This is a genomic window from Pseudoalteromonas arctica, from assembly GCF_012927645.1.
Lineage (GTDB): Bacteria > Pseudomonadota > Gammaproteobacteria > Enterobacterales > Alteromonadaceae > Pseudoalteromonas > Pseudoalteromonas arctica_A.
Map to the genome: position 1 here is coordinate 70,697 of NZ_JABBMT010000014.1, position 26,695 is coordinate 97,391.

Genomic DNA, 26,695 nt, shown 5'->3' on the forward strand with positions numbered 1-26,695 from the left:
TTTTTTGTGAAAAAATCATTTAAATCATCGGCAATTGCCATTTTAGCAACACTTATGATGGGTACTTCTGCAAGTGCGTTTGCACATAAAGTAGGTATTGTAGATATGCAAGAAATCTACAAGCAAATTCCACAAATGGCAAAAGTTGAGCAAACTCTACAAGCCGAATTTGCTGAACGTCGTCAAGAACTTGAAAAGCTACAAGGTGATATTCGCTTTGAAGCAGAAAAATTCAAGCGTGAAGCTACGACGATGAGCCAAGCGCAAAAAGATGCGTTGCGTGAAAAGGTGGAAGGCATGCAAAAAAATCTTGCTGAAAAAGGTCGTCCTTTAGAGCAGGAAATTAAAGTTCGTCAAAATCAAGAATTAGCTAAAGTACAAAAGCTGATTATTGATGCAATTGAATCAGTTGCTAAAGCAGGCAAATTTGATGAAGTTAAAGTAAAAGACACAACTATTTACTTTAACCCGAAAACGGTTTCTGATTTATCAGATAAAGTGGTTGAAAAAGTAAGTAAGCAATAGACTTGATATATGCATAATTATACGCTTTCGCAGATTGCGGAACTTCTAGGCGCCGAGCTTGACGGTGACGGCGCTTATGAAATCTCAAAAATTGCTACACTTGCAAATGCCCAATCTGGGCATATTGCATTTTTAGCGAATAAGAAATATCGTTCACAACTTAGTGATACTCAAGCGGGGGCAGTGATCCTATCTGCCACAGACGTAGAGTACTATCAAGGTAATAAGCTCATTGTTGCAAACCCTTATGTTTGCTATGCGAAACTAGCTCAGTTACTCGATACTACGCCACGCTCAGCATCACAAAGTATTCATCCAACTGCGGTGATCCATCCTGATGCCACGGTTGCAAGCACAGCTGCTATTGCAGCTAATGCAGTGATTGAAGCCGGAGCGGTGATTGGTGATAACGCGCAAATAGGCGCTAATTGCTTTGTTGGTGAAAACACAAACATAGGCAATGGCACAAAATTATGGGCGAACGTCTGTGTTTACCACGATGTAGAAATTGGCAGTGATTGCTTATTTCAATCAAGTAGCGTAATCGGCAGTGATGGCTTTGGTTATGCAAATGATAAAGGCCAATGGATAAAAATTCCTCAGCTTGGTCGTGTTATCATTGGTGACAAGGTTGAGATTGGCGCTGGAACCACGGTTGACCGTGGTGCAATTGATGACACGATTATTCACAGCAATGTGATTATTGATAACCAATGTCAAATTGCCCATAATGTAGAAATTGATTCAGGTACTGCAATTGCAGGGTGTACTGTGATTGCTGGTAGTACTACTATTGGCAAAAACTGCCAAATTGCTGGGCTTGTCGGCATAAATGGTCACATGTCTGTGTGCGATGGTGTTATAATAACGGGCATGAGTATGGTGACTAAGTCGATCACTGAGCCAGGTGTATATTCATCAGGCATACCACATACGACAAATAAAGAATGGCGAAAGTCTATTGCTCACTTGCGAAACCTTTCAGACATGAAAAACCGTCTTAAAACGCTAGAGACACTGACTAAGTCATAAACGTTGAACACTAATAAGGATGCTATTTTGGCAAACGAATTAAATAGCCTTGATATTCAAGAAATTTTAAGCTTACTACCGCATCGTTACCCGATGCTACTAGTTGACCGAGTACTTGATTACACCCCAGGTGAATCATTGCATGCAATTAAGAATGTAACTTTTAATGAACCGATTTTTACTGGCCACTTTCCAAACCAACCAATTTTTCCTGGTGTATTAATTTTAGAAGCTATGGCACAGGCAACCGGTTTATTGGGTTTTAAAACTGTCGAAAACCGCAGTGATAATGAGCTATATTTATTTGCAGCGATAGATAATGCACGCTTTAAACAACCAGTAACGCCGGGTGACACTATGCACTTACACGTTCAATTTTTAAAAGAGCGTCGTAATATTTGGAAGTTTGCAGCAGCAGCAAAAGTTGATGGTAAAATAGTATGTAGTGCCGAAATCATGTGTGCGAGAAGAGAGCTTTAATTGTGATCCATCCTACAGCGATAATCGAACCAGGTGCAAAGTTAGGTAATAATGTATCGGTTGGCCCGTATAGCTACATTGGTAACAATGTGGTTATTGGTGACAACTGCATTATCGAATCTCATGTTGTGGTCAAAGGTCCGTCAACAATTGGTTCTGGCAATCATATATTTCAATTTGCGTCTGTCGGTGAAGCCTGCCAAGACAAAAAATATAATAATGAGCCAACCACACTGATCATTGGCGATAACAATGTTATTCGTGAATGCGCCACAATTCACCGTGGTACTATTCAAGACCAAGGTGTAACTAAGATTGGCAGCAATAACTTATTTATGGCTTACACGCATGTTGCACATGATGCGGTGATTGGCGATAACGTGATTTTTGCTAACAATGCATCGGTTGCAGGGCATGTACACATTGGCGATTGGGTTATTCTGGCTGGCAACTCAGGGATTCATCAATTTTGTAAAGTGGGAGCACATGCGTTTGTTGGTATGTACTCTGGCGTTAATAAAGATGTGCCACCATTTGTTACAACCATTGGTACGCCAGCGGGTCCTGTTGCAATCAACACTGAGGGCATGAAGCGCCGTGGCTTTGAAAGCGATGAAGTAATGGCAACACGTCGTGCTTATAAAACATTATACCGTAAGAGCTTAGGTGTTGAAGAGGCACTTGCAGCGCTTGCTGATGATGCAGCTAAGTACCCAGCAGTACAGTTAATGGTTGATTTTGTGAAAAACTCGGAACGCGGTATTATTCGTTAATACTTTGTGCAGTGAAAAAGCCACCAAGTTATGTATTTAACTTGGTGGCTTTTTTATCTTGGTCATGCTACTCGGCTATTTTCAAGTTAATAACACCCACTTAAAAGCGTGTGATCAAGTTCACGTAATCAGCGTGCTCTGTTAATAATTGTTGATGTGTTGCGATGGCTTTTACTAGCCCTTGCTCTAGCCAAATTACGTTATCCATATTGGCAAGTAAGGCAGGGTCGTGAGTTATGCTGATCACAGTACAATGTCCCATGCTGGTTAATATTGCATCCATTACCTGATGTTTAGATTGATTGTCGAGTCCTTCAGTTGGCTCATCAAGTACTAAAATCGCTGGCGCACGAAGTAGTGCTTGCGCTAACGCTAATCGCCTTGATTGCCCCCGCGATAAGCTTCTACCACCTGTACCTAAACGAGTATTTAAGCCTTGTTTTAAATCATTCAACCAACCAGCAAGCTGTGCTTGTTGGCAAGCCGCAAGCATTTGTTCTTTGCTTGCGGTTGGGGCGGCATAGCGTAAATTATCAGCAATAGTGCCATCAAAAATATGATGTTGCTGCGCGACAATATTAATCAGTTCGCAGCGATTTTGTTGACTAAGGGTATTAATAGCAATGGATTTGTCTGTTGAGGTTAGATTTATTGCCCCGTTTTGCTGTGGCCATAAGCCACTGAGTAAATTAACCAGGGTACTTTTACCGCTGCCACTTTGGCCGACAATGGCCACTTTTTGCAGTGCTGAAATTGTTAGGTTGATATTATTTAGCGCATAGCTATTTGGATGATAACAATAACTTAGCTGTTTTAACTCAAGCCCTAAAGGTTGCACCGCCACTAGCTCTTCAGTACTGTTAGTTGTAGGGTGCAGTTTATCTTCTAAATCAAAAATACGTTTTGCAGCGCTCAATGCGACAGGTAATTGAATAAAGGCATTGGGGAGTGTAAGCACCGTTTCAAAACTAGCAAGTACAAACAAGCTGAGCATGGCTAATTCAACATTCACCATAGTGCCGCTATAAACTAGTGGTGCAAGTATCACAATAGCGCCTAACATGCTCAATTGCACTATCAGCAGTGATAAGCCATTACTGTTTGCCTCGGCATTGTGGCGTGTGAATAACTGCTGATTATAGCGCTCACTGGCTGTACGACACTGTTTAACTTGTTGCTCAGTGGCTTGATATATAGCAAGCTCTCTGAGTCCGCTTAGTGTGTCAGATAGTTCTGCGCGCAAGGTGGCTGAATATTTTGTCTCGAGTTCAGCGGTTTGTTGTAGTTGCTTACTCAACATTAACGGCAAGGCAACGCCCACTAACAGCAAGGCAATAAAGCACAGCAGTGCGACATCGGCGTTATATACGCTCATGAATATCAGCACAATTGGCACGCTTATAAGCGCAACAATCATCGGTAGTAATACGTTTAAATAAAACTTATCGAGTGCTTCAACATCATTTTGCATACGGTTAAATAGATCAGCGCTGCGGCTCATCGCTAAATCAACATTGCTAAGCTGGCTTAGTGTGCTAAAAACACTGACACGAATTTCACTTAACAGTAAAAATGTGGCGTTATGAGTCACTAGTCGCTCGCCGTAACGAGAAGCTGTTCTTACGATTGCTAAAAACCTAATTGTGCCCGCAGGCGTGAAGTAGTTCATCTGTGCGCCAGCTAACCCAGCTGCCGCCATGGCGGCTAAAAACCAACCAGAAATAGCCAATAGCGTAACGTTAGCCAGTACGGTCAAAGTTGCCAGAAAAGCGCCTAATAACATAGCACTTAGGTGCGGTTTACATAATCTAAGCAAGCGCATAAAGTCAGCCATTTTGTGTGCTCCTTGCATTTACTAAATCAAACAGTGCACCATGCTGATTGAGCAAACCTTGAAAGTCGCCTTGTTCAATCACGCTGCCATCCTTCATTACCAGTACCTGTGTAGCCTGCTCGATAGTATTTAAACGATGGGCGATCACCACAACAAGGTGGTTTTTCGCATAGTGATTAATTGCGGTTTGCACTAATTGCTCAGTTTGGCTATCAAGGTGCGCGGTTGGTTCATCAAGCACTAAAATAGGCGCTTGTTTTAAAAATGCCCGTGCTAAAGCGATACGTTGCTTTTGCCCGCCAGAGAGACCCTCGCCTTGCTCACCAATGTGGGTATCAAAGCCCTCAGGTAATGCATTGATAAACTCAAGTGCACCCGCTTGCTGGGCAGCAGCTTCTAATTGCGCGGTTGTGGCATCTGGTTTTGCAAGTAATAAATTGGCCTTGATAGTCGTGAACAACAATGTTGGCTGTTGTGGGATCCAGGCAATATGTTGCTGCCATTGGCTAATATCCGATTGGCTTAGCTGTTGCTGATCAACCTTAATAGCAGTGATCACCTGCGGGTGAAATCCTAACAAGCAATCAAGTAAGGTACTTTTACCAGCGCCACTTTGACCAACAATGGCATACAAGCCGGTGCCTGCAAAAGTGAGATTAATATTTTTAACGCCTTCATTACTTTGTGGGTAATGAAAGTTTAAGTTATCGATCTGCAGTTGTTCGATACACTTTAACCGTAATGGGGAGTGCTCAGCGTGGGAGTGGTTATTGTCGCCAGCAATGGTTTCATTCAATATTTTTAGCATATCTGCTGCTGCACTTATGCCTTCTAACTTGGCATGGTAATGACTGCCCAATTGCCGTAGTGGTAAATAAAATTCCGGGGCAAGTAATAACACTACAAAACCAGTAGCAAAGTCTAAGGTGCCAAAAAACAATCGAAAACCGATGATCACAGCCACTAGCGCGACACTTAGAGTTGCTAAAAACTCTAATGCAAAAGAGGATAAAAATGCGATTTTTAATACATTTAGAGTAGCATGGCGAAAATCGTCAGAAATTTTGGCGATCTGCTTTAGCTCGCGTGCTGTTGCGTTAAATAATTTTAATTGCGTAAGCCCTTGTAAACGATCAAAGAAGTAATTACCTAATACGGCCAGTTGTTGCCAACGTTGTTGATTAAGTTGTTCAGCTTGGTGACCAACTAAAATCATGAAAAAGGGGATAAGCGGTGCAGTGAATAAGAAGATCAACCCGGCTTTCCAGTCAGTGGGGAAAATCACCATCAAAATAGCTAAAGGGATCAATGCGCTGTAAGCCACGCTCGGTAAATAATTAGCGTAATAATCATGCAGTGCCTCAACACCATTATGTAAGGTGTTTAAAGTTGCGCCATGACCGTGTTGTTCAATATAACTTGGCCCAAGTAAGGTGAGTTTCTCGAGTAACGTATGGCGCATTGCGGTTTTAATTTTAAGTGCAGCTTTGGCACTTATGCGCTGCGAAAGCCCAAGCAAGACAGCGCGGGCTAATATCAGCGCTGCTAATGGCCAAAGTAAAGGGGTAATAGTGGCTAAGTCCGCCTGTTGAAACATTACTAAATGAATAGAGCGGGCCACCAAGTAAGCGCTGGCAATCATCAAGAGGGCATTTAAAGTGCCTAATGCAATACTAATTTTTAACAGGCTACCAGCATGATTGGAATGGGTTTTTAAAAACGCACGCAACGTAGTTTGTTGCGCGCGATTTGGTCGGGGGTTAGTCGTCATTTTGGCGATTAAGCCTATCGTGTAATTCTTGTTCGTCGTCAGCAATACTGTCTTTGTTCTGGCCAAATTCGTACCACATAACGTTGATCACACCTAACGTACAGGCTAATAAAACACCGAGTATCCAAGCAAAATACCACATAGATCAAATCTCCTTAGTAACTGCCATGGCTGTTATTTTCAATTTCTTTGACGGTCACTTTGCGCCACATTTTCACATAACACCATGTGGTATAAAGTAAAATAAGTGGCACAAAAATACTTACTGCAATAAACATTACATTCAATGTTCTATGGCTAGAAACCGCGTCCCATATTGTTAAACTAATATCAGGATGATTATTTGATGGCATAATAAATGGGAATAATGACATGCCAGCCGTCATGATCACACCGCCAAGCATTAAGCTTGTTGCTATTAATGCCAGCCCCGGTCTATTAACTTTTGAACATGTCCACGCTAATGCAGCCATTAAAAAAGCAACCCCAGGGAACAGCATAGTTAAAGGCATTTGTTGGTAATTGTTTAACCACGCACCTGCAGAGGTGGTTACTGTTTTGTCTAGTGGGTTTGCAAAGCCTTGCGTATCACCCATCGAGATTATTTGGTAACCATCAAGGTTTGCAACCCAAATACCAGCAACAGCAAATAATACGATGAATGCCAATAATGCATAGCGACCATACTGTGCAGAGCGACGTGCTACATGGCTATCAGTACGTAGTTGCAACCACATACCACCATGGGCAAGTAACATAGTTACGCTGATCAAGCCGGCTAATAAGGCAAATGGATTTAATAATGCAAAGAAAGATCCTTGGTAACTTGTTCTAAGGTATTCATCAATACTAAATGGCACACCTAAAAACAGATTGCCAAAGGCTACGCCAAATACCAGTGCAGGAATGGCACTGCCAGCAAATAAGCCCCAATCCCAATTGCTACGCCAGCGTGGAGAGTCAATTTTGCTGCGATAGTCAAACCCCAAAGGTCTAAAAAATAAGGCAAACAATACCAACATCATAGCAAAGTAAAAGCCCGAAAATGCTGCGGCATAAACCATTGGCCAGGCTGCAAATAAGGCACCACCTGCGGTGATAAACCATACTTGGTTACCATCCCAGTGTGGGCCTACTGTATTGATCACCACACGGCGTTCACTGTCGGTTTTACCAACTAACTTGATAAGCATAGCTACGCCCATGTCCATACCATCGGTGATTGCAAAACCAATTAATAATACGCCGATAATCACCCACCAAAGTAACTTTAACGTTTCATAATCGAAAATCATGATTTTGCTCCTTGCTCGTCAGTTATTTGGTCGCCATTAGTAGGGTCATCTAAATGTTCAAAGTGATATTTACCAGTGTGCAATGAACTTGGTCCTATTTTAACAAAGCGCAGCATCAACCAGCCTTCGACAATAGCAAGGCCTGTGTAGAATACGATAAAGCCAGTTAAGCTTATTAAAATATCATTCACAGTCAGTGAAGAGGTTGCTAAAAAGGTCGGCAGTATTTCAGAGATTGCCCAGGGTTGGCGGCCATACTCTGCAACTATCCAGCCAAACTCGATTGCTATCCAAGGTAGAGGAATACTCCACACCGCAGCCCACAATAACCAACGTTTCTGTTCAATCACACGATGTGCATTGTAATAAAAAGACAATACAAATACGCCCAGCATAATTACACCACAGGCAACCATGATCCTAAATGACCAAAACATCGGGCCAACTTTAGGGAACGAATCTTTAACGGCTTGTTGTATTTGAGCCTCAGTCGCATCAATCACATTAGGGGTATAGCGCTTGAGTAATAAGCCATACCCTAAATCAGTTTTTAAAGTATCAAATTTGGCTATGTTCTCTGGTGAGTCATCGCCATTGCGTAATTTTTCAAGGTATTGGTAAGCAATCATACCGTTGCGAATACGCACTTCATGCTGTTTCTCAAGATCTTTAATACCAGTGACTTGCTCATCTAACGAGCGAGTTGCAATAATTCCCATCGCATAAGGTATTTTAATTGCAGCATGAGTCACTTGTTTATCCGAATCAGGAATACCCACTAACGTAAACGCGGCAGGGGCTTCTTCAGTGTGCCACTCAGCCTCAATCGTGGCGAGTTTTACTTTTTGTACTTCACCGACTTCATAGCCTGATTCGTCACCAAGTAAAATAACACATAATATAGAAGCTAAACCGAAACCACTGGCGACCGAAAAAGAGCGTTTTGCAAAAGCGAGATCACGGCCTTTTAAAATATACCAACTGCTGATCCCTAATACGAACATAGATGCAGCAACATAGCCCGCAGAGACGGTATGAATAAACTTAACTTGTGCTACAGGGTTAAACACAAGCTCGGCAAAACTAGTCATTTCCATGCGCATTGTTTGGTAGTTAAACTCCGCACCGACTGGGTTTTGCATCCAACCATTAGCAATTAATATCCACAGTGCAGACATATTAGTACCAATCGCCATTAAAAAGGTTGCACCTAAATGTTGGCGTTTACTGAGCCGCTGCCAGCCTAAAAAGAACATACCCACAAAGGTCGATTCTAAAAAGAATGCCATTAACCCTTCTATCGCAAGGGGAGCGCCAAATACATCGCCCACATAATGAGAGTAATAAGACCAGTTAGTACCAAATTCAAACTCCATGGTAAGGCCTGTGGCTACACCAATGGCGAAGTTAATACCAAATAATTTACCCCAAAACTTGGTCATATCGCGGTAGATTTCTCGGCCGGTCATTACATAAACCGACTCCATGATCACTAAAATCCAGGTCATGCCTAGAGTCAGTGGTACAAATAAAAAGTGAAACAGGGCGGTGACAGCAAACTGTAATCGCGATAGATCCACAAAGGTTTCATCTATCATTTTTTTATAGCTCCTTGTATGTGCGGGCGAGTCACAAAACAAATAAAGTAAGCAAAAGTTAGCTAATAAAGTTTCAATAATCATTGAAACTTTATTCATTATTCTCTTTTGGTTAATTATTGTCAATCACAGCATGGATAAAGATAACTCCATTATGATTAATGCGACGCTTTTTAATCAACTCTAGTTAGTGAAACACAGAGCTTAACTATTTACCAACATGTTTGAAAAACAGGCAAATGTTGCTGGTTGTATCAGTAAAGGCACATTAGTGAAGGTTTCTCTTATTTATTCAAGGTGTGTCATTTAATCGTGCAGTAAAACACGTTAGACTACTGCCTATGACCGTCTTGTTGACTTGTGAATAAAAAACAGCCATGAATAAAGATAAACAGCCACTACGTATAGCGATTGTAGTTGGAGAGCTCTCCGGTGATATTTTAGGTGAAGGCCTAATTAAAGCGTTGAAACGGCGCTACCCTGATGCCATTTTTGAAGGTATTGCAGGGCCGAAAATGCAGGCGCAAGGCTGTAGTAGCTTATTTAATATGGAAGAATTGGCTGTTATGGGGTTGGTTGAAGTGCTAGGGCGATTACCGCGGTTATTAAAAATTCGCAAGCAACTAGTGCAACATTTTATTGATAATCCACCAGACGTTTATATAGGTATTGATGCACCCGATTTTAATTTACGGGTTGAAAAGCCATTAAAAGACGCTGGTATTAAAACGATTCAATATGTAAGTCCATCAGTGTGGGCATGGCGAGAAAAACGCATTCATAAAATCAGCGCTGCAACCAATATGGTACTGGCGTTATTACCGTTTGAAAAAGCATTTTACGACAAACATAATGTGCCATGTACTTTTGTTGGCCATACACTGGCTGATGATATTGCCCTTGAACATGATGACAGCACTGCACGTCAACACTTAGGTTTAAGCCTTGATGATAAAGTACTGGCATTATTGCCTGGTAGTCGAGGCTCAGAGGTCGGGTTGCTTAGTGAAACTTACCTTAAAACAGCGGCTGGGTTACAAGCTAAAAATCCTGATTTAAAAATAGTGGTGCCACTCGTTAATGAGCAACGCAAAGTGCAGTTTTCTGCCATTTTGGCTGCCACCGCGCCACAACTAAATATTCAGTTGTTGGATGGACAATCTAACCTTGCTATGCAAGCGGCAGATGTTATTTTAATTGCATCGGGTACCGCGACCCTTGAAGGGATGCTTTATAAAAAGCCTATGGTGGTTGGTTATAAAATAAAAGCTCTAAGCTATTGGATTTTCAAAAGTTTATTTACTTTTAATATTAAATACTTTTCGTTACCAAACTTATTAGCAGACGAAGAATTAGTGCCTGAGTTTATGCAACATGAATGCAGTGTTGAAAACCTAACAAATGCCCTTGAGCCGATGCTAAATAGTGATAACCGCGAGTTAAAAGCACGCTTTTTAGCCATTCATCAGCAAATACGCTTAAATGCTAGTGAGCAAGCAGCCACTGCTGTTGCGGAGATTATAGATGCAAATTGAACGACCCAATCTCTGCTTTATCGCGGGCGTTGATGAAGTAGGGCGCGGCCCATTAGTTGGTGATGTAGTGACTGCTGCGGTGATCCTTGACCCAGTAAACCCAATTGCAGGCCTTGCGGATTCAAAAAAATTGACCGATAAAAAGCGTCAAGCACTAGCCATTGAAATAAAAGAAAAAGCACTGTGCTGGTCAATTGGCCGTTGTAGTCCAACTGAAATCGACGAGTTAAATATTTTACACGCAACTATGCTGGCAATGACTCGCGCGGTTGCAGGGTTGAGTACCCCCCCTGAGTTTGTATTTGTTGATGGCAATCGCCTACCTGCGCTTAGTATGCCGGCACAAGCCGTAATAAAAGGCGACAGTCTAGTGGCAGAGATCTCAGCAGCATCCATTATTGCGAAAGTTGCCCGTGATGATGAGATGATTGAGCTTGATAAACGTTACCCGCAATATGGTTTTGCAGGGCATAAAGGTTATCCAACCAAAGCGCACTTTGCAGCACTTGAGCAATATGGCGCAATAGCTGAGCACCGTAAAAGCTTTAAACCAGTACAACGTGTACTGGCGATGCAGGAGAAGTAATGGCAGCTCCAGATTTTGTGCATTTACGGGTTCATTCAGACTTTTCAATGGTCGATGGTTTAGCGAAAACTAAACCGATTGTCGCCAAAGCGCAGGAATTACAATTACCGGCATTGGCCATTACCGACCAAATGAACTTATGTGGTTTAGTGCGCTTTTATGACACCGCTCATAATGCTGGCATTAAACCAATTGTTGGTGCTGATTTTTGGTTGCACAGCCCAGAGTTTCCAGAAGGGCCTTGTCGGTTAGTTATTTTAGCCAAAGATAATGTCGGTTATAAAAATCTTACCCTTTTAATCTCAAAAGCGTATCAACGTGGGCATTTATTTCATCGCCCTGTTATTGAACGAGATTGGTTAGTTGAGCACAAAGAAGGGCTTATTTTACTCTCTGGTGCCAAAGATGGCGATTTAGGTAAAGCATTATTAAAAGGCAACCCCGGCACAGTTGAGTCGGTGGTTAGTTTTTATAAACAGCATTTTAGTGATAACTACTATATCGAGTTAATACGTACCAAGCGTACACAAGAAGAAGACTACTTACACTTAGCAGTTGAGCTTGCAACCGTTGAGCAACTGCCAGTGGTGGCTACCAACGAAGTGGTATTTTTGAAGCCTGAAAACTTTGAAGCCCACGAAATACGCGTAGCAATATTTGACGGCTATACGCTGGATGATAAACGCCGACCAAAACGCTTTTCTGAAGAGCAGTATTTAAAAACCCCAGAGCAAATGGCTGAACTGTTTAGTGATATTCCAGAAGCGCTGCAAAACAGTGTGGAAATCGCCAAACGCTGTAATGTCACGGTGCAACTTGGTACGTATTTCTTACCAGATTACCCAACCGGCTCATTAAAAATTGAAGACTTCTTGGTGAAAGTATCCCGAGATGGTCTTGAAGAGCGGCTACAGTTTTTATTCCCTGATGCAGCAGAGCGTGCTGTAAAACGCGTTGAATACGATGAACGCTTACAAATCGAGCTTGATGTAATCAACCAAATGGGATTCCCCGGTTACTTCTTGATCGTAATGGAGTTCATCCAGTGGAGTAAAGATAACAATATTCCAGTAGGACCTGGGCGTGGATCAGGTGCGGGCTCGTTAGTGGCGTATGCACTGAAAATTACCGATCTTGATCCGCTTGAATTTGACTTACTTTTCGAGCGCTTCTTGAACCCTGAACGTGTATCAATGCCGGATTTCGATGTCGATTTCTGTATGGATAGACGCGATGAAGTAATCGATCACGTATCGGCGTTATATGGGCGAGACGCGGTATCACAGATCATTACTTTTGGTACTATGGCAGCAAAAGCGGTAATACGCGATGTTGGCCGAGTACTTGGCCACCCGTACGGATTTGTTGACCGTATATCAAAACTGATCCCAGGTGATCCGGGGATGACGTTGGCAAAAGCGTTTGATGTTGAGCCACGCCTGCAAGAAGCTTACGATGGCGATACAGAAGTAAAAGACTTAATCGATATGTGTCGCATCCTTGAAGGCTGTACACGTAACGCTGGTAAACATGCCGGTGGTGTCGTTATTTCACCGACGACGATCACCGACTTTGCTGCCTTATATTGCGATGATGAAGGTAAGTTTCCGGTTACGCAGTTTGATAAAAATGATGTAGAGACCGCCGGATTAGTAAAGTTTGACTTCTTAGGTCTACGAACCCTGACCATTTTGCAGTGGGCAGTTGATATGACTAATGAGCGCTTAACCCGAGAGGGTAAAGAGCCAATAGACATTAATACCATCGAACTGAATGACCAAAAAAGTATCGACTTATTGCTAAGAGCCGAAACCACGGCGGTATTTCAGCTTGAATCCCGGGGTATGAAAGACTTAGTAAGACGCTTAAAGCCCGATTGTTTTGAAGATATGATTGCCTTGGTAGCCTTGTTCCGACCAGGACCATTGCAGTCAGGCATGGTAGATAACTTTATCGACCGAAAACTTGGTCGCGAAGAAATTTCTTACCCAGATGCACAGTATCAACATGAAAGTTTAAAGCCGATTTTGGAGCCGACTTACGGCATTATCTTGTATCAAGAACAAGTAATGCAAATTGCTCAGGTACTGGCTGGTTACACCCTAGGTGGCGCCGATATGTTACGTCGTGCAATGGGTAAGAAAAAGCCAGAAGAGATGGCCAAGCAGCGTTCGACCTTTGAAGATGGTGCGCGAAATAACGGTATTGACGGCGAACTGGCAATTAAAATCTTTGACTTGGTAGAGAAGTTCGCAGGTTACGGTTTCAATAAATCGCACTCCGCAGCTTATGCGTTAGTATCGTACCAAACACTGTGGATGAAAACCCATTATCCTGCTGAATTTATGGCGGCGGTGATGTCAGCGGATATGGATAACACCGAAAAAATCGTCACCTTGGTTGATGAATGTGAGAACATGAAGCTCACTTTATTACCGCCAGATGTAAATGCCGGTGCTTATAAGTTTACAGTAAACCTCAACGGTGAAATTGTTTATGGCATTGGTGCCATTAAAGGAGTGGGTGAGGCACCGGTAGAGGCTATTTTAGAAGCGCGCAGTAATGGTGGGCCATTTAAAGACCTATTCGATTTTTGTGCGCGGGTAGATTTAAAACGTATCAATAAACGCGTAACCGAAAAGCTTATTTACGCCGGTGCGCTTGATCAACTCGGTCCCGAAAAAACGCAACCAGCGCGTGCTACCTTGTTGGCTAGTTTGAAAGATGCCATGCGTGCGGCAGATCAACATCATAAAGCAGAGTCGTTAGGGCAAACTGATTTATTTGGTTTATTAGCAACAGAGCCGGATGAAGTCGAACAGGCATTTATAAAAGCCACGCCACTGACTGATAACCAATGGCTTGATGGGGAAAAAGAGACCTTAGGCTTATATTTAACCGGGCACCCCATAAATCAGTATCGTAAAGAGCTGAAATATTACACCAGTGGTAAATTAGTGGATTTACAGCCAACTAATCGTGACGTGCAATCAAGCGCTGCAGGCCTTGTTATAGCTGCACGTACGCTAGTCAATAAAAAGGGAAATCGTTGGGGGCTTGTAACTTTAGATGACAAGAGTGCCCGTATTGATGTACGCTTATTCCCAGAACAGTTTGAAATGTACCAAGATATGCTGCAAATCAATAATATCTTGGTAATATCTGGACAGGTCAGCTTTGATAACTTCTCCGGTGGTATTACAATGACCGCCAGAAACATATGCACCATCGCGCAAGCGCGCGAAAAACGGATTAAAGCGATTAAAATGACGCTGAATATGGTGCAAATCGAAGCCAACTTTTTCGATAAATTACAAAAAGTACTCGAACCTTATAAGTTTGGTACTTGTCCGATTAAGGTTTACTATCAGCGTCCAGATGCGTTGGCACAGTTAACCCTCGGGACAGAATGGTGTGTTACGCCCAGCGATGACTTAATTCATAAGTTATCGTTAATGGCGGCGCAAGATGTAGAACTAGAATTTAACTAATTAGGTAGTTTAGAGCATGAGCCTCAATTATCTTGATTTTGAGCTTCCAATCGCAGAATTAGAAGCAAAAATTGAAGAGTTACAAAATATCAGCCGCGCTGGCGATTTAGACCTTGAGTTAGAAGAGGAAGTCAGTCGATTAAAAGAGAAAAGCGCTAAAATGAAAGAGGAAATATTCTCTAAATTAGGTGCTTGGCAGGTTTCTCAGTTAGCCCGTCATCCGTTGCGTCCTTATGTTCGAGATTATATTGAGCGTATTTTCACGGAATTTGACGAGTTTGCTGGCGATCGTACTTTTGCTAATGATCCGGCAATTTTAGGTGGTGTTGCACGCTTTGAAGGTCAACCAGTGATGGTTATTGGCCAACAAAAAGGCCGAGACACAGCTGAAAAAATTAGACGCAACTTTGGTATGCCAAAGCCTGAAGGTTACCGTAAAGCATTACGCTTAATGGAAATGGCAGAGCGCTTTAAAATGCCAATTATGACTTTTATCGATACCCCAGGTGCATACCCAGGTGTTGGTGCTGAAGAGCGTGGTCAATCTGAAGCAATCGCACGTAACCTTAAAGTGATGGCAACATTAAAAGTGCCAACCATTTGTACGGTTATTGGTGAAGGCGGTTCAGGTGGGGCTCTAGCCATTGGTGTAGGGGATCGCGTTAACATGTTGCAGTACAGCACTTACTCGGTTATTTCACCTGAAGGCTGTGCATCGATCCTTTGGAAGAGCGCCGACAAAGCGCCACTTGCAGCAGAAGCGATGGGTGTAACCGCTGAACGTGTTAAAGAGCTTGATTTGATCAACAGCTTGGTTGAAGAGCCATTAGGTGGCGCACACCGTAACTACGAAGGGATGGCACGTAATCTTAAAAATCAACTTAAGCGAGACTTAGCTGACTTACAAGCACTATCACTTGATGAGATGCTTGATCAACGCTACAAACGTTTAATGTCATTTGGTTATTGTTAATAGCTAATTGATGAAAAAAGCCGCTTTTGCGGCTTTTTTGTTTTAGAATGCTTGAGAGCTAGGAGCTAGGAGCTAGGAGCTAGGAGCTAGGAGCTAGGAGCTAGGAGCTAGGAGCTAGGAGCTAACCAATCATCTATTTAGTGATTTTAATTCATGCATGCAACACCTTTATATCAACAAGTAAAAAGCGTCATAACACCATATGTAACGGAGCACAAAACCGCATTTACGGTAGCGCTCTCTGGTGGCGTGGATTCAGTGGTGTTACTGCATGTTATGAATGCGCTAAAAGCAGAAATACCGCAACTGCAATTAACCGCAGCATATGTTAATCATGGTTTAAGCCAGTACGCTGATGATTGGCAGGCATTTTGTAAAAAGCTATGTGATGCATTAGCCATTACGTTTTATGCAGCACAAGTAAAAATTACCAATAAATCACGCACGAGTCTAGAAGAGCTCGCCCGCGATGCTCGTTACCAGGCACTTGATCAGCATAGCCCAAGCGGTAGTATTATTTTGCTAGGGCAGCACTTAAATGATCAACTAGAAACGTTTTTATTGAGACTAAAACGGGGCTCAGGATTACAAGGCTTAACCTCGATGCGTCAAATACGCACATTAAACTCAGGCCGTGAATGTTTACGGCCACTGCTGAACACCACACGACACAGTATTGAACAATTTGCTACCGAGTTTAAGCTTGAGCATATTACCGATGATTCAAATACCGATGAGCGCTTTGATCGCAATTTTATTCGTCAGCAAATAGTGCCTCTATTAAGTGAACGATTTACCGGCTTTGAGAAAAGCGCAGCGCGCAGTGTTAACCTTCTTCAACAGCAGCAAGATGTACTTGATGAATACACTCAGTTAGATTTAAGCCAATGCCAAAACACCCAACAAGGATTAAGTTGCATACAGCTGGCAAACTTTAGCGCTGCACGTCAAGCAAATGTTCTGCGTTGTTGGCTTGGGCAATTTACGGCGCTTATGCCATCACAACAACAAACCCAGCAAATACTTACACAAGGTTTAACAGCAAAAGCTGATGCGCAGCTACTTATTCAGTTAACAGATGGGCAAGTACGCCGGCATCAAAACTTTTTATATTTTGTACGTGAAACGACCGTTCCTGACAGCCAATCACTAACTGCTCAGAACCAGTTACTTTCAGATGGGCGTACCCTCATACAATTATCAGGTATAGGAGTTAGAAAGCCATTGCCTGATGAACACGTTTCTGTCCAGTTTAATTGCCCACAGGCGCGCATTAAACCGCTTAAAAAACCGGGTCACAACAGCATTAAACATTGGTTTAAAGATGCCAAAGTAGCGCCATGGTTACGTGCTAATGTGCCACTTATTTTTTATAATGAGCAATTAGTTTATGTCGTAGGGCATTTTATAAGTGCAGAACACGTTTCTGAAAAGGGGGTATTTTGGGAGGTAAAAACATGACAACGTCACAGCCACATGTTGGTTTATCACTAGTCAATAAAGCGCCGCTAGGGCTTATAGTTACAGCTGTTGTCGCGGGTCTTGCTTCGTTAATGTTTGAACTAGAACTGTTAACGTTAGCGTATTCGGTTGCAGGTGGTTTGGTATGTGCGATTATTTTAATTGCGTACTGGTTAGGTAAAGGCGGACTATTTTTTATTGTTGGGGTGAGTATGCCATTATTAATGGTTATTGTTGTACCACTGACCAGCATGGCTGCTTTGTTATATCTAATTAGCGGTTTCTTTTTTGGTTTTTGTTTAGCACTATTAGGCTATAAGTTATTAGCTAAGTTAAAAAATTAGTATAGGTGAAAAGCCTAGTGGGGGAGCTAGACTTACCTATTAATTAATACGCTTTAGCGCAATTACGCCCAGATGCTTTGGCCTTGTATAAGCCTTTATCAGCGCGGGCAAAAATTTCATTCTCACAATCTTTGCTGTTTGCCAAGGTAAACCCAATGCTGGTGGTGACTGCATATTGTTTCATCAAATTTGACTGCGCTACTAACTGCATCACTCGCTGAGCAATCACTTTGTTTGTGGTAAAGTCAGGATCATCAATTAATACCGCAAACTCATCACCACCAAAGCGAAATACCGAATCAGTGCCGCGAATACTACTGTATAAAACGTCGGCAAACTCTTGTAATACGTCATCGCCAATTTTATGACCGTAGCTATCATTAACTTGTTTAAAATTATCTAAATCTAAAAACATTAGACTAAATGGACGATGATGGCGGCGAAAACGCTCTAATTTTTGCGTCAAAATAGTATCAAACTGACTGCGATTATTAAGTCCTGTTAAGGTGTCTTTAGTCGCTAGTTTTAGTACGCGGCTATACATTAATGCATTGCGTAATGGGTAAACCAAGGCGCAGTGTAAGCCAACTAACTTTTGTTCAATATTACCTGTTAGTGGGTATTGGCAAAAATAAATAAGTTGACCTAAATGTTCATTATTTATGTCTAAATTAAATGAATATGGCGGTTGACTGTTGTCGCTATCGGCAATTTGAGCAACCCCTAGGGATGACTGAAACTGCAAGCCTGAAAAATTAATAAGCTGCTTTGCGTGTTCAGCATAAATCGTTAGTAGCTCTTCTATGTTTAACGTTGTTTGCAGTTTCTCGATCAAACGATGGATAGCTGCGGGCTCGTTATTACGGTAATGCTCTGCCGAAAACGGCAGAAACTCGCCACGTGCTGAGATGCGCTGAGTTAAAATATGGACATTTTCCATGGTTTTCTCCCCCATAGGAGTTTGTTATTACTTTCCTAAGCGATTTTTGTGCCACTATTCCAAACTGGCTGAAAAACAGATAGTTGCTATAGTTAATTTTTAAGCAGCTAAAATTTTGACGGTATGGCAACAATATAAATAGGAGGTGTGTTTGCAAAGTGTATTGGCTCAAATATTTGGCTTATTACTGGCTGCTGTGGTGCTGGTATGGTTATTTAAACGCATTGGCTTGCCGCCGATCCTCGCCTACCTTGCTACTGGCGTTTTAGCGGGGAGCCATGGTATTGGCTGGATGGCGCAAAGTCATGAAATACATTTTGTAGCTGAGCTTGGTATTGTATTTTTATTATTTAGTTTAGGGCTGGAGTTTTCCGTTGGCCGCTTAATGGCAATGCGTAACATTGTATTTGGATTGGGTACAATGCAGGTGGTAGTCACAACGATTGTGTTTATGCAGATTTTATTGTTGATGGATTTGTCTGTGCTAAGTAGTTTTACTATTGCGACATTAATGGCACTGTCATCAACTGCGGTGGTGGTTAAATTACTTAAAGAAAGCGGCGAGCTTAAACAGCGGCGAGGGCAGCTCGCTATCGGAATGTTATTATTTCAAGATATTGCGGTGGTGCCGTTACTCATTACTTTACCCTTACTGGCCCAAAGCAGTGGTACTGAAGGCATTGCTTGGGCGCTGACTTTCGCTTTAACTAAAGGCGCGTTGGTATGTTTATTATTGTGGATGATAGGCAAGTGGGTATTGCCAAAAGTCTTTAGCGAAGTGGCTTTAATGCGCACCGATGAATTATTTGTTTTGACCACCTTAGTGGTTGCTTTGTTTGCCGCAGGCTTAACTTATTTATTTGGCTTATCGATGGCGCTGGGCGCATTTTTAGCAGGAATGATGCTCGGCGAAAGCCAGTACCGGCATCAGTTAGAGGCCGATATTCGACCATTTCGCGATATTTTAATGGGCCTATTTTTTGTCACTGTCGGTATGCAGCTCGATATTTTATATGTGTTTAGCGTATGGTATTGGATAGTGGCTGCATTAGCGCTAATGCTAGTATTAAAAATTGGTGTTATTACTTTCTTAGCACAACTGATGGGCGAGCGAAAACACGATGCAATTGCAGCAGGTATCATGCTGTGGCAAATGGGCGAGTTTGGTTTTGTATTAATTGCGCTTGCTACTAAACACCAATTATTAGCTTTAGATCACGCCTCATTTTTAATTGCTATTGCAGTTATGTCGATGGGCTTAACGCCTTATTTAATAGAATCGACGCCTTGGTTATTAAAACAACTTGGGTTATTAAAAAATCCCAATGGTCAATGGCAGCAGCCACCTAACAGCAGCACTTTGTATCAAAACCATGTGGTGATCTGTGGGTTCTCTCGGGTTGGGCAAACTATTGCGCGGTTTTTAAAGCCAGAAGCAATAGAGTACGTTGCTGTTGAAAGTAACCCAATACTAGTTCAAGAGGCCAAAGCAGCAGGAGAGCCCGTTATTTTTGGTCATGTAAAACAAAAAGATATTTTAAAATCAGCAGGAGTCGAACGAGCTCGACTAGTGATCATTACTTTCACTGGTTTTGAACATGTGCAAATTGTGATCGATGCGATAAAGCAAATAGCTCCTGATGCGAAAATACTGGTACGCATGCGCGATGATAGTCATCTCGAAGCACTCAAAGAGCTTGGTGTGACTGAGATGGTGCCCGAAACGCTGGAAGCGAGCTTAATGTTAGTGTCGCACGTGTTGTCTATGTCGGGTGTGCCGATGTCGCGTATTGTTAGGCGGGTTAGTAAAGAGCGGCGTAACCGTTACCAATTTTTACATGGTTTTTTTGCAGGAGATCAATTTGATAGTGAAGAAAACAACGCCGAACGGCTTGAGTATTTACACGTAATAGCACTGCCTGAACATGCTTTTGCGGTAGCAAAAAATATCGGCGAATTAGGACTTGAAAAACGCCGTGTATCTGTAAGGGCATTGCGTCGCCAAGACCGTGAAATTGAGCGTCCATTACTGCACACTATTTTACTCGCCGGAGATATTCTTGTGCTACAAGGTAAACCTCGACGAGTAGAGCGGGTAGAGTGCTATTTACTCGATGGTACGGATTAGTGAATCGTTAACTGTTAATCGAGCTCTAAAAACTCGCGTATCTGTGGCAGTTTCTCTAAACCATCTTTATACCCAATTTCAATTAAATGCTGGGTGTAACGTTTTTCAAATAATAAATAACTGGTTAAACTCGATTGAGAACGTTGTTTAACCCCGATCATTCGCAGTAAAATTTTAATGGCTAAAGGCATATCACCGTAATAGTTTGCAGCAATGGCATTAAAGTTTTCTGATGGATTGATCACAAAACTTTGTATTTGCTTTAATTCTTGGTGTTTATCGCGCCCAGGTAACAAACCTAAAGTTCGATTAATTCGTTCAAGGCGCTCAAGATCTGACTGTAAGGTGTCGGTAAACACACTATCGAGCAAATGGCCCGCAATCGAGGATAATCCCGGAAAGTGGGGTAAATAACCCGGTGGATGAGCTTCTTTGGGCTGATCAACACCAATAATAAATATTTTTTCAGCACCTAAATGGACACATGGACTCAGAGGGGATAATTGGTGAATAGAGCCATCACCAAAGTAGTGGTTGTATACATTTACGCTCGGAAACACCATAGGAATTGCACTGGACGCCATTAAATGTTCAACGTTAATACGGGTCGCTTGGCCTTCGCGTTTAGCGCGCCGCCAAGGTGATTGTGTATTAGATTGGAAAAATGCCACAGAATCACCCGTGGTATAGCTTGATGCGGTGATTGATAGCGCATCTAAATAATTACGGTGTAAATTACGCTCAATGCGAGTTAAATCTAAAATTTCATTAAGTAAATTACGTAAAGGCTGATTATTCAACAAGCTCGCTGGTGGATGATTAATATGTTCAGATTGAAAACTAGTCAGCATGTTACGCATTAAATGGCCAAACACGCTGATAAAATCACTTTTATATACCATTGACGTAGAAAAATTTTTCCAAACTGATTCCAGTTTACGCACCGCCAGATGGGCGCATGAAGCATAGCTTGCTAGCGCAGCTGAATTGATTGCTCCGGCAGATGTACCATTAATAATAGTAAATGGCAGTGGAGCTGTACGCGGCATACTGTGTGCGAGCGCTTTTAGAACCCCAACTTGGTATGCGGCACGTGCGCCACCACCAGTCAGTAACAGAGCAACTTTAGGTTTGTTTTTATCGATTTGCTTGATTTTCATAGTTGAGTTTCGTCGTTGCAATTAAGCGGTTAAGCGTCTTTACTTTATTTATTAACTGTAAGTCTTTAAGCTAGAAGAATCAAAGGATACCTTAGCTACGTTAATAATTATTAGTGTAGGCTATGAATTAAATCCATTTAAGGTACTCTTACTGTTATCGCATTTTAATATTTATGGAGTTCGTATGTCAGATCAACCATCAGCGTCAGATGTTCAAAAACGTCCACCGAATAATAACCTTTTATTTGCAGGCATCATTTTAATTATTCTCATTATTGCTGCAGCGTTTGTGTTATTAAACTCAAGTGATGAGTCACAAACAGCAACTGAAGTTGAGCAACCAGTAGCAGAGCGCCCTATGATGGAGCTAAAACCAGAGAACGATCCGGTTGTTAATGCCCCATCTGTTAATCCTGAGCCTGCCGATTTAGCCGTGCCAACACCACGCCCAGTAGAGCCTGAGCCGCAAGTAGAACCACTACCGACTCTTGATAAAAGCGACCCTGTCGTTGTTGCTAAGTTAGATGAATACCTAGGTGATGCCGCTATGAGTTTGGTTATAAACGACGATGTTATTCGTCGTGGCGTGGTATTTATAGATAATCTTGCCAAAGGTAAAATTGCGCAAAAACACACTCCTGTTATTAAGTTAGAAGAAGGCTTTAGTGTGGTAGAGGGTGATATTCTGACCATTGATCCAAACAGCTATGAGCGTTACACCCCTTATGTAAAAATATTTACCAGCATGAGCGCAGCGCAATTCGTACGTTTATACGATGAGTACAAACCACTTATCAATGATGCGTATACAGAAATTGGCTATCAAGGTGATGCATTTAATCAAACACTTGAAGAAGCGATAGACCTATTATTGGATACCCCAGAGCCAAAAGGGGACATGCCACTGTTACGTGATTCAGTAACTTATCAATATGCTTATTCAGAATGGGAACGCCTACCAGCGGCACAAAAACAACTGCTACGCATGGGCCCTGAAAATATGAAAAAAATAAAAGCTGTACTACGTAACGTAAAAAAAGAGTTAGATAATCAATAATCTTACTTAAATCGTTTAAAAAATAGTGCGATTGTATATGAAGTATGCAATCGCACTTTCTTTTTTGATTATCCCTTGAATAACAGAGCAAAAGTAGAGATAATCCCAATCGCGCCAACCAAGGCCCTCAATGGTAGTCTTATTGGTCCTCTCGCAATACTAGCAGGCGAACCTGGTCAGGCCCGGAAGGGAGCAGCCACAGTTTGTGACGTGTGTGCCGAGATGTGGCTGGTAAGACTGCCACCCAAATTCCTCATTTGGTGTTGTTTGAAGTATAAGTTGACATATTTGTACTAAAAGATGGCATAAATTGGAAGTATAAGGTGGCATAGTCTAGTATTTAACCAAACGGTTAGATGGTTGACTCACATGTACAGAAGAAAACTCAAACACTCTCGTGTTAAAAACCTCCATAAATTTGCTAGTCAAAAAAATAAATCTACCTGTTTAGTTGAATCCTCTTTAGAGTTTGATGCTTGTTTTCATTTTGAATTTTCACCATCAATAGCCGCATTTGAAGCACAGCCACTAGGTTACGAATATGAGTTTGATAACCGTACTTGCCGTTACACACCTGACTTTTTACTTACCCACACAGACGGCACGCAAAAATTTATAGAAGTAAAACCGCAAAGCAAAATTGCCGATGAAGACTTTCGTGCACGTTTTATTGAAAAGCAAGCTATCGCTAAGCAAGATGGACGTGATTTAATACTGGTTACTGATAAACAAATCCGTGTATACCCAACACTCAATAACTTAAAGCTTTTGCATCGCTACTCTGGTTTTCAGTCTTTAACAGAGCTGCAAGCATCGGTGCTAGAACTTGTTAAGCAATACGGCTCTATTAAAGTGGGACAGTTAGTTAGCTTTTTAAAAGTAACTGCCGGTGAGCTACTTGCTACGGTGCTACGCTTATTATCACTAGGGCAGTTATTTGCCGACTTAACTACAAATGAAATATCAATAGAAACAGCAATTTGGTCTAACAATGTTTAATGACGGGCTGTTTGAAGATGAATTTAACCAGCCATTACCAAAAGTAGAAACCAAACTACCTCAAAATTACGCCAAAGATTTACAAGCCCTTCCTGAAAAAATCAAAACTACAACATTTGCTAAGCTTAAATATATTCAATGGCTTGAGGCTAATATTCAAGGCGGTTGGACACAAAAAAACCTTGAGCCTTTATTAAAATTAATGCCTGAAGTTGAGGGAGAAAAAAAGCCCAGTTGGAGAACAGCAGCACGATGGTATAGCGCTTATACCAATGCGGATAAAAATATAATGGCGCTAATACCAAGCCATCAAAAAAAAGGTAACAGAGAGCGTGATACAGCAACCGATAAGTTTTTTGAAAAAGCACTTGAGCGTTACTTAGTAAAAGAAAAACCATCAGTGGCTTCTGCTTATAAGTATTATGCAGATTTAGTTATTATTGAAAACGACAGTGTTGTGGGCAGTGTTTTAAAGCCTTTAACATACAAAGCGTTTAAAAACAGAATAGATAACTTACCGCAATACGAAGTAATGATTGCTCGTTATGGTAAGCGCCTTGCTGATATTGCTTTTAATAAAGTAGAAGGGCATACACGGCCTACCCGAGTACTCGAAAAAGTTGAAATTGACCATACGCCACTTGATCTTATCTTATTAGATGATGAGCTGCATATTCCACTTGGCCGACCAACACTCACTATGTTAGTAGATGTGTATAGCCATTGTATTGTTGGCTATTACTTTAGTTTCAGTGAGCCTAGCTATGATGCAGTAAGGCGAGCAATGCTAAATGCGATGAAACCTAAAAGTGAAGTGGCAAAACTATACCCCGATACGATTAATGAGTGGAAGTGTGCTGGCAAAATTGAAACACTTGTTGTTGATAATGGCGCTGAATTTTGGAGTAACAGCCTTGAGCTTGCTTGTGAAGAAATAGGCATTAATACTCAATATAATCCTGTTGCAAAGCCGTGGTTAAAACCATTTGTAGAACGTATGTTCGGCACAATAAATACTGAATTATTAGACCCTGTGCCTGGTAAAACCTTTTCTAACATTTTACAAAAGTATGAATACAATCCCAAAAAAGATGCAATTATGCGTTTTACGACCTTTATGCAGTTATTTCATAAATGGGTAGTAGACGTTTACCATCAAGATGCCGACAGCCGCTTTAAGTACATACCAAGCCAATTATGGGATCAAGGCTTTAATACGTTACCACCAACAATGCTGAGTGATGCTGATCTTCAACAATTGGATGTTGTGCTCAGTATTTCAAAGCATCGGGTGCTTCGTAAAGGTGGAATACGGCTAGAAAACTTAAGCTACGACAGTACTGAACTAGCCAACTATAGAAAGCAGTTTAGCCACAAAGTATCTCAAGAAGTTTTAATTAAATTAAACCCAGATGATATCTCTTATATCTACGTGTACCTTGATAAGCTAGAGCATTACATAAAAGTGCCATGCATAGATCCAAACGGTTACACCCAAAATTTAAGTTTGAATCAGCATAAAATAAATATACGTATTCATCGCGATTTTATTTCGGGCTCTATCGATAATGTAGGCTTAGCAAAAGCGCGTATGTTTATTCATAATAAAATTCAAAACGAGTTTGAAGAGTTAAAAAATGCGCCAAAAAACTCAAAGGTAAAAGGGGGTAAAGCGTTAGCTAAGCATCAAAATGTTAGTAGTGACTCACAAAAATCAATAGCTCAGAGCGAGCCAGTAGAACTCAAAAAGGTTACACCTAAAGAGCAAGTAACTGATAGCTGGGATGACTTTATCTCAGACCTAGATGGATTTTAATTATGCTGACCGATAAACAAAAAGAAAAGCTTAATGAATTTCGCGATGTATTTATTGAATACCCAATAATAACCACTGTATTTAACGACTTCGACAGATTAAGACTTGGTAAAGGGTTAGCGGGTGAAAAGCCTTGTATGCTGTTAAATGGCGATACAGGCACAGGTAAAACAGCACTAATAAAACAGTATAAAGAACGCTATTTACCGCAATTTATTAATGGAGTGATGAATCATCCTGTATTAGTAAGCCGCATACCCAGCAACCCAACACTAGAATCTACTTTAGCCGAACTTCTTAAAGACTTAGGGCAAGTAGGCAGCACAGAGCGCAAACTGCGAGTAAACGGTACACGGTTAACGACATCATTAATAAAATGCCTAAAAACGTGTGGTACAGAGCTTATAATTATTGATGAGTTTCAAGAACTAATTGAGCACAACCAAGGTAAAAAGCGCCGCGAGATTGCTAATCGATTAAAATATATTAACGATGAAGCGGGTGTATCAATCGTATTGGTAGGTATGCCGTGGGCAGAAAAAATAGCAGACGAGCCGCAGTGGTCATCGCGTTTATTAGTGAGGCGGCAGCTGCCTTATTTTAAATTATCAGAAAACCCAAAGCATTTTGTGCAGTTAATAATTGGCTTAGCCAACCGTATGCCATTTACCGAAAAACCAAACTTAAGTGAGCAAGCAACAGTTTTTGCTTTGTTCTCACTATCAAAAGGCTGCTTTGTAAGCGTCTAGCAAAGTGCACCTGCCAGTAACTCGTCAAACCGATTAAGCTATTTCCGAATTTCAATGAGGAGATAGCCATGAGAAAAACACGCAGCCTTGAACAATGGCGTAACATTATCGAAGAACAACAAGCCAGCGATTTAACTATTACTGAGTT

22 protein-coding genes and 1 other RNA gene are annotated in these 26,695 nt (G+C 41.6%); 16 read left to right on the forward strand and 7 right to left on the reverse strand.

The genetic code is table 11. The annotated features are described in order from the left end of the window. The first annotated feature begins 6 nt into the window (after window positions 1–6). From HHO47_RS10610 to lpxA, 4 genes are read left to right on the forward strand one after another with little or no spacing between them, the layout of a single operon-like run. Complete coding sequence (locus HHO47_RS10610; protein WP_169020285.1) at window positions 7–525, forward strand: OmpH family outer membrane protein; 519 nt, start codon at window positions 7–9, stop codon at window positions 523–525. Between the two features lie 9 nt (window positions 526–534). After that, complete coding sequence (gene lpxD, locus HHO47_RS10615) at window positions 535–1,557, forward strand: UDP-3-O-(3-hydroxymyristoyl)glucosamine N-acyltransferase (protein ID WP_169020286.1); 1,023 nt, start codon at window positions 535–537, stop codon at window positions 1,555–1,557. Between the two features lie 27 nt (window positions 1,558–1,584). After that, complete coding sequence (gene fabZ, locus HHO47_RS10620; RefSeq protein ID WP_169020287.1) at window positions 1,585–2,037, forward strand: 3-hydroxyacyl-ACP dehydratase FabZ; 453 nt, start codon at window positions 1,585–1,587, stop codon at window positions 2,035–2,037. A 2-nt stretch (window positions 2,038–2,039) separates the two neighbouring features. Then, window positions 2,040–2,810: an acyl-ACP--UDP-N-acetylglucosamine O-acyltransferase gene (lpxA, locus tag HHO47_RS10625; RefSeq protein ID WP_169020288.1), complete on the forward strand. Its 771-nt coding sequence runs from the start codon at window positions 2,040–2,042 to the stop codon at window positions 2,808–2,810. A 100-nt stretch (window positions 2,811–2,910) separates the two neighbouring features. Here lpxA and cydC read toward each other — a convergent pair whose 3' ends face one another. Genes cydC through HHO47_RS10650 form a run of 5 tightly spaced genes read right to left on the reverse strand, consistent with a single transcriptional unit; the run spans window position 2,911 to window position 9,308 of the window. After that, the gene (gene cydC / locus HHO47_RS10630; RefSeq protein WP_169020289.1) at window positions 2,911–4,644 is read right to left on the reverse strand and encodes a thiol reductant ABC exporter subunit CydC; all 1,734 of its coding nucleotides are present in this window, start codon (window positions 4,642–4,644) and stop codon (window positions 2,911–2,913) included. Then, the gene (gene cydD / locus HHO47_RS10635) at window positions 4,637–6,415 is read right to left on the reverse strand and encodes a thiol reductant ABC exporter subunit CydD (RefSeq protein WP_169020290.1); all 1,779 of its coding nucleotides are present in this window, start codon (window positions 6,413–6,415) and stop codon (window positions 4,637–4,639) included. Before cydD ends, cydC begins: the two co-directional genes overlap by 8 nt. After that, window positions 6,405–6,557 carry a cytochrome bd-I oxidase subunit CydX gene (gene cydX, locus HHO47_RS10640; protein ID WP_064667585.1) on the reverse strand — a complete coding sequence of 51 codons (153 nt, stop codon included), beginning with the start codon at window positions 6,555–6,557 and terminating at the stop codon, window positions 6,405–6,407. Before cydX ends, cydD begins: the two co-directional genes overlap by 11 nt. Before the next feature lie 13 nt (window positions 6,558–6,570). Beyond that, a complete protein-coding gene (gene cydB / locus HHO47_RS10645; protein ID WP_169020291.1) occupies window positions 6,571–7,710 on the reverse strand; it encodes a cytochrome d ubiquinol oxidase subunit II in 1,140 nt (379 codons plus the stop codon). Continuing rightward, entirely contained in the window at window positions 7,707–9,308 is a 1,602-nt protein-coding gene (locus HHO47_RS10650; protein WP_169020292.1) for a cytochrome ubiquinol oxidase subunit I, read from the reverse strand. The genes cydB and HHO47_RS10650 overlap by 4 nt, the downstream gene beginning before the upstream one ends. Window positions 9,309–9,685: 377 nt before the next feature. Between HHO47_RS10650 and lpxB the strand changes: the two genes are divergently transcribed. The 6 genes from lpxB to HHO47_RS10680 all read left to right on the forward strand — a co-directional run bounded on the left by lpxB (window position 9,686) and on the right by HHO47_RS10680 (window position 17,698). Further along, complete coding sequence (gene lpxB, locus HHO47_RS10655; RefSeq protein ID WP_169020293.1) at window positions 9,686–10,843, forward strand: lipid-A-disaccharide synthase; 1,158 nt, start codon at window positions 9,686–9,688, stop codon at window positions 10,841–10,843. Continuing rightward, window positions 10,833–11,429, forward strand: a complete 597-nt coding sequence (rnhB, locus tag HHO47_RS10660; protein WP_169020294.1) for a ribonuclease HII — start codon at window positions 10,833–10,835, stop codon at window positions 11,427–11,429. The genes lpxB and rnhB overlap by 11 nt, the downstream gene beginning before the upstream one ends. Then, window positions 11,429–14,920 (forward strand): DNA polymerase III subunit alpha, encoded by a 3,492-nt coding sequence (gene dnaE / locus HHO47_RS10665; protein WP_169020295.1) that lies wholly within the window; start codon window positions 11,429–11,431, stop codon window positions 14,918–14,920. The genes rnhB and dnaE overlap by 1 nt, the downstream gene beginning before the upstream one ends. Window positions 14,921–14,936: 16 nt before the next feature. Then, window positions 14,937–15,893, forward strand: a complete 957-nt coding sequence (accA, locus tag HHO47_RS10670; protein ID WP_169020296.1) for an acetyl-CoA carboxylase carboxyl transferase subunit alpha — start codon at window positions 14,937–14,939, stop codon at window positions 15,891–15,893. A 153-nt stretch (window positions 15,894–16,046) separates the two neighbouring features. After that, entirely contained in the window at window positions 16,047–17,354 is a 1,308-nt protein-coding gene (tilS, locus tag HHO47_RS10675) for a tRNA lysidine(34) synthetase TilS (RefSeq protein WP_169020297.1), read from the forward strand. Further along, on the forward strand, window positions 17,351–17,698 hold the full coding sequence (locus tag HHO47_RS10680; protein ID WP_169020298.1) for a hypothetical protein: 348 nt from the start codon (window positions 17,351–17,353) through the stop codon (window positions 17,696–17,698). Before tilS ends, HHO47_RS10680 begins: the two co-directional genes overlap by 4 nt. 43 nt (window positions 17,699–17,741) lie before the next feature. Here the strand turns inward: HHO47_RS10680 and HHO47_RS10685 are convergent, their stop codons facing one another. After that, window positions 17,742–18,638 carry a GGDEF domain-containing protein gene (locus HHO47_RS10685; RefSeq protein WP_169020299.1) on the reverse strand — a complete coding sequence of 299 codons (897 nt, stop codon included), beginning with the start codon at window positions 18,636–18,638 and terminating at the stop codon, window positions 17,742–17,744. 151 nt (window positions 18,639–18,789) lie between these two features. On the opposite strand from HHO47_RS10685, the gene HHO47_RS10690 reads away from it, so the two are divergent. Continuing rightward, complete coding sequence (locus HHO47_RS10690; RefSeq protein ID WP_169020300.1) at window positions 18,790–20,766, forward strand: monovalent cation:proton antiporter-2 (CPA2) family protein; 1,977 nt, start codon at window positions 18,790–18,792, stop codon at window positions 20,764–20,766. Window positions 20,767–20,780: 14 nt separating this feature from the next. On the opposite strand, the gene HHO47_RS10695 is transcribed toward HHO47_RS10690, so the two are convergent. Next, window positions 20,781–21,926: a patatin-like phospholipase family protein gene (locus tag HHO47_RS10695; protein WP_169020301.1), complete on the reverse strand. Its 1,146-nt coding sequence runs from the start codon at window positions 21,924–21,926 to the stop codon at window positions 20,781–20,783. Between the two features lie 184 nt (window positions 21,927–22,110). Here HHO47_RS10695 and HHO47_RS10700 point away from each other — a divergent pair, with 184 nt between their 5' ends. From HHO47_RS10700 to HHO47_RS10720, 5 genes are all read left to right on the forward strand, one after another. Continuing rightward, on the forward strand, window positions 22,111–22,983 hold the full coding sequence (locus HHO47_RS10700; RefSeq protein WP_169020302.1) for a DUF3014 domain-containing protein: 873 nt from the start codon (window positions 22,111–22,113) through the stop codon (window positions 22,981–22,983). Between the two features lie 140 nt (window positions 22,984–23,123). Beyond that, window positions 23,124–23,220: signal recognition particle sRNA small type (gene ffs, locus HHO47_RS10705), an RNA gene on the forward strand. Between the two features lie 132 nt (window positions 23,221–23,352). Beyond that, window positions 23,353–23,982, forward strand: coding sequence for a TnsA endonuclease N-terminal domain-containing protein (locus HHO47_RS10710; protein ID WP_029774227.1), 630 nt, complete (start codon window positions 23,353–23,355; stop codon window positions 23,980–23,982). Next, complete coding sequence (locus HHO47_RS10715) at window positions 23,975–25,798, forward strand: Mu transposase C-terminal domain-containing protein (protein ID WP_169020303.1); 1,824 nt, start codon at window positions 23,975–23,977, stop codon at window positions 25,796–25,798. Before HHO47_RS10710 ends, HHO47_RS10715 begins: the two co-directional genes overlap by 8 nt. Before the next feature lie 2 nt (window positions 25,799–25,800). After that, on the forward strand, window positions 25,801–26,547 hold the full coding sequence (locus tag HHO47_RS10720) for a TniB family NTP-binding protein (RefSeq protein ID WP_248290982.1): 747 nt from the start codon (window positions 25,801–25,803) through the stop codon (window positions 26,545–26,547). Window positions 26,548–26,695: the final 148 nt, after the last annotated feature.

Excerpts from the sequence above, each read along its gene's own strand:
- lpxD (WP_169020286.1), top strand. The coding sequence starts at position 535 with ATGCATAATTATACGCTTTCGCAGATTGCGGAACTTCTAGGCGCCGAG.
- cydC (WP_169020289.1), bottom strand. The coding sequence starts at position 4,644 with ATGGCTGACTTTATGCGCTTGCTTAGATTATGTAAACCGCACCTAAGT.
- cydD (WP_169020290.1), bottom strand. The coding sequence starts at position 6,415 with ATGACGACTAACCCCCGACCAAATCGCGCGCAACAAACTACGTTGCGT.
- cydX (WP_064667585.1), bottom strand. The coding sequence starts at position 6,557 with ATGTGGTATTTTGCTTGGATACTCGGTGTTTTATTAGCCTGTACGTTA.
- cydB (WP_169020291.1), bottom strand. The coding sequence starts at position 7,710 with ATGATTTTCGATTATGAAACGTTAAAGTTACTTTGGTGGGTGATTATC.
- HHO47_RS10650 (WP_169020292.1), bottom strand. The coding sequence starts at position 9,308 with ATGATAGATGAAACCTTTGTGGATCTATCGCGATTACAGTTTGCTGTC.
- lpxB (WP_169020293.1), top strand. The coding sequence starts at position 9,686 with ATGAATAAAGATAAACAGCCACTACGTATAGCGATTGTAGTTGGAGAG.
- rnhB (WP_169020294.1), top strand. The coding sequence starts at position 10,833 with ATGCAAATTGAACGACCCAATCTCTGCTTTATCGCGGGCGTTGATGAA.
- dnaE (WP_169020295.1), top strand. The coding sequence starts at position 11,429 with ATGGCAGCTCCAGATTTTGTGCATTTACGGGTTCATTCAGACTTTTCA.
- accA (WP_169020296.1), top strand. The coding sequence starts at position 14,937 with ATGAGCCTCAATTATCTTGATTTTGAGCTTCCAATCGCAGAATTAGAA.
- tilS (WP_169020297.1), top strand. The coding sequence starts at position 16,047 with ATGCATGCAACACCTTTATATCAACAAGTAAAAAGCGTCATAACACCA.
- HHO47_RS10680 (WP_169020298.1), top strand. The coding sequence starts at position 17,351 with ATGACAACGTCACAGCCACATGTTGGTTTATCACTAGTCAATAAAGCG.
- HHO47_RS10685 (WP_169020299.1), bottom strand. The coding sequence starts at position 18,638 with ATGGAAAATGTCCATATTTTAACTCAGCGCATCTCAGCACGTGGCGAG.
- HHO47_RS10695 (WP_169020301.1), bottom strand. The coding sequence starts at position 21,926 with ATGAAAATCAAGCAAATCGATAAAAACAAACCTAAAGTTGCTCTGTTA.
- HHO47_RS10700 (WP_169020302.1), top strand. The coding sequence starts at position 22,111 with ATGTCAGATCAACCATCAGCGTCAGATGTTCAAAAACGTCCACCGAAT.
- HHO47_RS10710 (WP_029774227.1), top strand. The coding sequence starts at position 23,353 with ATGTACAGAAGAAAACTCAAACACTCTCGTGTTAAAAACCTCCATAAA.
- HHO47_RS10715 (WP_169020303.1), top strand. The coding sequence starts at position 23,975 with ATGTTTAATGACGGGCTGTTTGAAGATGAATTTAACCAGCCATTACCA.
- HHO47_RS10720 (WP_248290982.1), top strand. The coding sequence starts at position 25,801 with ATGCTGACCGATAAACAAAAAGAAAAGCTTAATGAATTTCGCGATGTA.